The organism is Peribacillus sp. P4_B1, from assembly GCF_056402395.1.
In genome coordinates this window covers 1-7,469 of the sequence record NZ_JBFUHM010000095.1, presented here as the reverse complement: position 1 = coordinate 7,469, position 7,469 = coordinate 1, and the positions used below count along the sequence as shown (strand labels likewise).

Below are 7,469 nucleotides of genomic sequence, written 5' to 3'. Positions count from 1 at the left end.
ACACAAAAGAAAAGTCAATAAGTTCATTGATCTTGCGTAACATGTTATCCTTTGGAACCACTACATCATAAATGGCCATATGAGGACTAAAAACCATAGACGTTTGTTTTTGAATCATCGTACTCACCCACATAAATTTATTACCTTGATTATAAAACAAAAAAAGGTAGATTTCCTCAGAATAAACTGAGAAAATCTACCTCTATTGGCCCGGAAGGGACTTTTTCAGTGCCCTCGTCCCAAGATGTATGGTTTTTTGGGGCATCCCTTTTCTTATGCTTAAGTGCCTCAAAAGATTATCCAATAGGGGTTGTTTAAAGTTTTAATTGACAATGATTATCATTATCTTTATATTATTGATTATCATTCAAAATTAATTACTATTGGAAAGCAGGCATTTTTATGAAAACACGTAGAATCATTGCAAAAGCTCATTTATGGCTTAGTATGCTAGTTGGGGTATTTATAGTACTGATTTGCTTAACAGGAAGTTTGCTTGTTTTTGAACCTGAACTAAACAGTATACTGCATCCTAATTTATACAAAGTTACAGAAGGGAAAAAAGTTACGTATCAGCAAGCCGTGCAGGTTATATCAGAATCACATCCAAAAGGACAAATTGAGCGTATATACACTCCAAGTGAACCTAATGCTCGTGGCGTTTATCTATTCCGCCTAAAGGAAGGAGAGGAGCAACAAAGCATATATGTCAATCCAGGAACAGGATACATAAATGGAACATTAGGGGATAAAGCATTATTTAATCAGATAAAGGAATTTCACGAACAGCTATTGTTAAAAGACTTCAATGGTGAGAAAATCATCGGTACGATTGGATTTATTTTCTTTTTTATAACTTTATCAGGACTATATTTATGGTGGCCGGGGATTAAAAAATTGGCACGTGGGTTTATAATGAGACGCAATGCCAACCCATATGTAAGGCAGTTTGATTTACATAAAGTCATTGGTGGATTTTCCATTCCGTTTTTATTGGTCGTTTCGCTAACAGGGGCCCTTTTTGTGTATGATGAAATGATTTTTAGTTGGTTTGGTGCAAAAGCAAAGGTAATGCCTCCAGAAGAGCAGCTTATCTCAAAAACCATTCCAACTGGAAAGCTTCCACTTGATGAGTTGTTAAATAGGGCTGAAAAAGCCATACCACAGGGAAAACTTATGCAAGTTAGAATGCCCGAAAAGGTGGAAAGGGGAACTCCAGAAGGCGCAGTGGAATTTCGTCTTAGTCGTTCATATGATCCAGGAAAAGGAAATGTGAAAGTGTGGTTAGATCAGTATAGTGGAAAAGTTGTGGGCAAGTTAGACCCACATGTTAATAGTGGACTTATCTATCAAACATGGCACCTTCCGTTACATACGGGTAGTTTTGGTGGCTTAATTACAAAAATTTTGTATACCATTGGTGGCCTTACTCCATCCATTCTGATGTTTACTGGTGTCTATATGTGGAGTTATAAGAAAAAGAACAAGAAAAAAAGGAAACAGAAAAACGATTTAATAGCAGCAGCATAAACACTTGATTTGAAATCCATTGCATTCTACATCGGTTAAAGCAAGTGCTGTATATTGAATTGAAGATGAAAAATCTCAGAGTATTGGATTCAAATTGATTAGTCAGGAAGTCAAAAACAATTAGATAATAATAAACAAATTTAATATTTACCTTTTCGAAAAGAGCTAGGAAAGTAATAAGGAATGACAAGAGCTGAATTATCTGCTCTTGATCAACTATAGATTGCCTTACTTCAATTACAGGGTTGCTACGGCAGCCTTTTTTTATGGAACTATTTTCATTATAACTCTACAAAGGAAATCGGCAGAATAATCCATTTCGTATGATTTGAAATATGCGATTTCAAATTTTAAAAAAAGATTAGTAATATCGGCCGGCCCTCCCCTTCTAATATTGATAAAATCAGAATAGTCATACAATTAACGTTGGAAACTAAAGCACTTTACTTTCAATCTGATTTTTAACGACTTTAAATGCTTTCACTGAAAAAAATTTTAGATGAAACACCAAATGAATGGTATTTATGACGGCAATAATATCCCCACAATTATAGTTTGGACAATAGGACTGTATGTTTCCACCATGAGGTATTTATATAAACGAATCAAATCAAAATATTTGAAAAAGGATTATAATCATGYAACATAGAGTTGGTTTCCTTTTGAAAAAAGAGGAGGATATTAATATGGAAAATGTAAAGGGAATCGATGTTTCACATTGGCAAGGTGCTATTAATTGGGATGAAGTTGCTAAGGCTGGCATGAAGTTTGTATTCATTAAAGCAACCGAGGGAACGAATTATCCTAAGCTCTCCTATTTTAAAGAAAATGCTCCTCAAGCTTTGGCAGCAGGATTGAAAGTCGGGGCCTATCACTATGCTAAGTTTGCTACTGTTGCTGGGGCAAAGGCAGAGGCTGCTTATTTTTTAGATTCTATCAGCTCTTTTACTTTAAATTACCCTGTTGTTCTTGATCTTGAAGAAAATAAAAAAGGTGCAAATAAAAAAAAGTTAACCGATGCAGCAATAGCTTTTTTAGACTCTATCGAAGAAGCAGGATACACCGCTATGCTTTATACTGGTAAATACTTTCTCGAAAATACTTTAGATGAATCAAGATTGACGAAGTACGCTTTGTGGATTGCCCGATACAACAGCTCATTGGGACGAAGCACAGATATTTGGCAGCATTCCGATTCTGGTAAGATAAGTGGTATCAGCACAAAGGTGGATTTGAATATAGCTTATAGGGATTTTACAAATACAGTGAATTCTTTTAGGACGCCCAACTCCCGTGCATTGAAAACTGAATCAACCACAACATATACTGTAACAAAAGGCGACACACTAAGCTTGATTGCAAAAAACAACAAAACAACCGTAAAATCTCTTGTTAGTCTTAACAGCATTAAAAACCCGGACAAAATTTATATCGGTCAAAAGCTAAGGTTGAAATAAGAAAAGGCTCTTCTCTATAAGAGAGGAGCGCAGAGTGTAGACAAACCCCTTTTCCAAAAGAATTGTTGGAGAAAAAGGGGGTTTTTTATCTTTTAGCATATTTAGTTGTAAATTTGAAAGAAGGACACAATATATTGTTACTAAACTTTTTATAAAAAACAGCTGTCGACTTTGTCGACAGCCTGGGCTCTTCTCAGAGCTTATTTTTAATTGAAATTCATTATATTTCTTTAAGTTCATCAATGCCCACTTCTGATTTTTCCTCTAATGGTCCTCTGAGATGTACTGTAGCAGTTCTGCCGTCTTCATTTAAATTATCAATCCATACTGAAGTGCCGTTATATCTCACCTCAATGTCAGATGATGAAGAAAGAATCTGTTTTACACGTTTAACATCCACATAAATCCCTCCCTGCTTATTAGTCTACTTATTATTTGGGGAAAGACTGAATTTTATTCGTTTTTTAAAGGTACTAAAAAATAAGCTCTAATTTCATGGGATTAATATATAACAAAAAGCCGCAATAATGTTGCACCTTTCCCTGTTATATGAGGGCAAGAGCTCAATTAATCTTATTGATAAGATGGAAATCCTAAAACTTAAAAGTATTAGGTTGTCTGCTGAAATGGATAGGATTGTAAAAAGTGTTGAGTTGATAAAATACGAAATTTTAAGGATACTGTATGTTTAAATCCGGACTGGCGGTATATTATCCGACATGGGATAAAATCAATTGTCCCCCAATTAAAGATTTTAAAATTGGAAGATTATTATTCTACATTATTTCGCGAAATGATTCACGTATATAAAAACATTTAGAAAAAAATATAATACTCTCTTTAAAAACATATAAACACGTTGAGGTATATGGTTTTTTATGCTAAACATCTAAGTTGAAATTACTGAAACAATTACCTTTTTGATATTCATTATTTGTTCTGTGGATTCAAAAAGTAGAGGAAGTGTACGAAAATTGAATATTTTTATCTTGAATTATTATATTTATGTAACTATAATTACATTAAAAGTACGCGAATTGAATAAATGCACGCGAATTGAATACTTTCTTTTGAAAAACTTATTGTAAAAAATAGATAGGGGAGCCATTATCATTGAAAAAATTAATGTTGTTTACGACTGGCGGAACAGTAGCCTCAATTGAAGGAGAAAACGGACTTGCACCTGAACTGCATGCCGATGATCTATTAAGTTACATACCTGAATTAAATGTACGTTGCCATATTGATACGAAGGAGTTAATGAACATTGATAGCACCAACATGCAACCAGAGTTTTGGATAGATATGGCGAATGTTATTTACGAAAATTACGATCAGTATGATGGATTTATTATTACGCATGGCACCGATACAATGGGTTACACATCAGCTGCACTTTCTTATATGTTACAGGATGCATCAAAACCGATTGTTATTACAGGTTCGCAAATTCCTATTTCGTATAGTAAAACAGATGCAAAACGAAACATTTCAGATGCCATCCGTTTTGCTTGTGAAGAAATAGGTGGGGTATATATTGTATTTGACGGCAAAGTCATTCAAGGGACAAGAGGGATTAAACTTAGGACGAAAAGCTATGATGCCTTTGAAAGTATTAATTATCCGTATGTTGCATCGATACATGATGACATAATTGAATATAATAAATCCATTCATATCCAAAAAAATAAACACATTCAATTAGATACATCACTTTGTACAGATGTGGCGGTTGTTAAATTACATCCTGGGATAAAACCAGAATTTTTTGACTGCCTAAAAGGTTTGTATAAAGGAGTGGTTGTGGAGAGCTATGGAAGTGGTGGTATTCCTTTTCAAGTGCGCAACATTTTAGCGAAATTGATTGAATTAACCGAGCACGGTGTATCTGTTGTCATTACGACTCAATGTCTAGAAGAAGGAGAAGACATGGATATATATGAAGTTGGTCGGAAAATTGACCATAATCGTGTAGTGCGTTCTAAAAATATGAACACAGAAGCAATTGTGCCGAAATTGATGTGGGTGCTAGGAAAAACAACAGATCCCAAAAAGGTAAAAGAAATGATGGAAACAACGATTGCAGCAGATATTACGTTATCTTTTTGAGATACTGCCATTAAGTCATTAAATCCAATTTTTAGGAACTATAAACCCCTGTCTTTGGACAGACTTCATCAGTTGATGAAGTTGATCCTTTTTAAAATTGAAAAAAACAAGTATCTTCTAAGCTAACTAAATTTTAATAAGAGGTGTTTAAATGCAACAGTTATTACATCATGTGATTGGCGTAACAAATGATTTCCTTTGGTCAAAATTATTAATTATTATGCTTGTTTCTTGTGGGATTTATTTCACAATTAAATTGAAATTTGTACAGGTTAGAATGTTAAAGGAAATGGTCCGTGTTTTATTGGAAGGAAGAAAGGGTTCTGAAGACAGCGTTTCCCCCTTTCAAGCGTTCTGTATTGGTATGGCCGCCCGCGTTGGAACAGGTAATATTACAGGAATTGCGATTGCGATTGCATTAGGCGGTCCTGGAGCGATATTCTGGATGTGGATTATTGCAATTATTAGCTCGGCAACCAGCTTTATAGAAAGTACGTTAGCGCAAGTATATAAAGTAAAAGATAAAACTGGTTTCCGAGGCGGTCCATCCTATTATATGGAAAAAGGATTAAACAAACGTTGGATGGGAGTATTATTCTCGATTTTAATTACGCTTTCTTTCGGTCTTGTATTCAATTCCGTACAATCAAATACCGTTACAATTGCTTTTAAGAACTCATTTGGTGCAGATCGTTTAACTGTGGGGATTATCATGACACTTGCTTTCGCTGCGATTATCTTTGGCGGTGTGAAGCGTATTGGAAAAATTGCTGAATACAAGGTGATGATTTTAGGTGTGTTATACCTTGGAATGGCATTATTTGTCATAGTGATGAACATAACCAAAATGCCGGAAATTCTTTCTCTTATTATTCATAACGCGTTTGGCTTTGAACAACTGGCAGGCGGTTCAATCGGCGCTGCGTTCATGAATGGCGTTAAACGTGGTTTATTCTCGAATGAAGCTGGTATGGGAAGTGCGCCAAACGTTGCCGCAACGGCAAAAACAAGTCATCCGGTGAAACAAGGACTTATTCAGGCATTTGGCGTATTAACGGATACACTGATCATCTGTACAAGCACAGCATTTATTATTTTACTTTCGGATGCTTATAAACAACCAGGGCTAACTGGCATTGCACTTACACAAACTTCATTAACTGAACACATCGGTTCCTGGGCATCAGGTTGTCTTGCGATCTTTGTTTTCCTATTTGCATTCGGTTCGTTAATTGGTAACTATTATTATGGGGAAACAAATATTCGATTTTTACACAACGGTAAAGTATGGTTGATTCTATATCGAATAGGCGCGTTCGCCATGATTGTATTTGGAGCGGTAGCAAAAGTCGAGCTTGTATGGGATTTAGCAGATTTATTTATGGGCTTGATGGTTATCGTAAACTTAATTGCCGTTCTCTTATTATCAAAAGTAGCTTTTGCAGCATTAAGTGATTATATGAAACAGAAAAAAGCTGGTCAAGATCCTGTTTTTTATAAAGACAGCATTAAAGGTCTTGAAAATGTTGAATGTTGGGAACACTCTCAAGATGCTTCGACTTTAAAAAAGAAAAACGCCATGTAATAAAAAAGATGTGCAGACATATGAACAAATCCACCGCATATGTTTCCCTCTGACTTATTGTTTTAAAAGTAGTGTAAGTGGTTCAACTGCATTGCTTGCTCATTATTCAACATATCGATGAAGTATAAAGCCGTTTTCATACTTCATCGAATAAAACAAACTACCACCAGGGCTTCACTTACTGAGCCCATTGTTGAGCTATGGTTATTATGGAGTTGGAATCATCGTTTGCGATTATGTGAGACCCGAATTATATATTATCTAAGTCAGTATACCTTACTTATCAAAGGAGTTAATTCATTATGCAAGTGCTACAAAAAACGCAAAAAATAGTCCGCTATCAGAATCAACAGAGCAAAATACATTACGGTATTGTTGAGGATGAGATGATATTACAACTGTCTAGCAGTTTTGCTGAACTTGTCAACAAGGAAATAAAGTATGACGGGGTAGAGCTGAAATATAGTGACGTAAAAATTTTGGAACCTGTAAAACCTTCGAAAGTGGTTAATTTCGGCTGGACATATGCAGGTCATGCGAAGGAAACAGGGGGAGAGGCAAACCTTGTAGAACCATTTCTATTCTTAAAGCCATTATCTTCGCTTATTGCAGACAAGGAGAAAATTATCCTTCCTCCAAACGATCTATCCAACCAAGTGGAACTTGAAGGGGAAGTGGCCCTTGTCATTGGAAAGCGCGGAAAAAACATCAAAGAAGAAGATGCGCTTGATTATGTGTTCGGTTGCACGATATTTAATGACGTCACAGCAAGAGATCACAGCAAGAGA

General features: G+C 35.5%; 6 protein-coding genes. 5 read left to right on the top strand and 1 reads right to left on the bottom strand.

Annotated features, from left to right (window positions below):
• Positions 1-402: 402 nt before the first annotated feature.
• Together AC1DVK_RS25900 and AC1DVK_RS25895 are read left to right on the top strand one after the other, a co-directional pair.
• Positions 403-1,530, top strand: coding sequence for a PepSY-associated TM helix domain-containing protein (locus tag AC1DVK_RS25900; RefSeq protein WP_477627724.1), 1,128 nt, complete (start codon positions 403-405; stop codon positions 1,528-1,530).
• 686 nt (positions 1,531-2,216) lie between these two features.
• On the top strand, positions 2,217-2,987 hold the full coding sequence (locus AC1DVK_RS25895; RefSeq protein ID WP_289337767.1) for a GH25 family lysozyme: 771 nt from the start codon (positions 2,217-2,219) through the stop codon (positions 2,985-2,987).
• Positions 2,988-3,207: 220 nt separating this feature from the next.
• Here AC1DVK_RS25895 and AC1DVK_RS25890 read toward each other — a convergent pair whose 3' ends face one another.
• Complete coding sequence (locus AC1DVK_RS25890; protein ID WP_061462608.1) at positions 3,208-3,387, bottom strand: H-type small acid-soluble spore protein; 180 nt, start codon at positions 3,385-3,387, stop codon at positions 3,208-3,210.
• Positions 3,388-4,100: 713 nt separating this feature from the next.
• Here AC1DVK_RS25890 and AC1DVK_RS25885 point away from each other — a divergent pair.
• The 3 genes from AC1DVK_RS25885 to AC1DVK_RS25875 form a co-directional block, all read left to right on the top strand.
• Positions 4,101-5,096 carry an asparaginase gene (locus AC1DVK_RS25885; RefSeq protein ID WP_089364888.1) on the top strand — a complete coding sequence of 332 codons (996 nt, stop codon included), beginning with the start codon at positions 4,101-4,103 and terminating at the stop codon, positions 5,094-5,096.
• 151 nt (positions 5,097-5,247) lie between these two features.
• Complete coding sequence (locus tag AC1DVK_RS25880) at positions 5,248-6,681, top strand: alanine/glycine:cation symporter family protein (RefSeq protein ID WP_061462612.1); 1,434 nt, start codon at positions 5,248-5,250, stop codon at positions 6,679-6,681.
• Positions 6,682-6,983: 302 nt separating this feature from the next.
• A partial coding sequence (locus AC1DVK_RS25875) for a fumarylacetoacetate hydrolase family protein (protein ID WP_477627723.1) occupies positions 6,984-7,469 on the top strand: 486 nt, incomplete at its 3' end.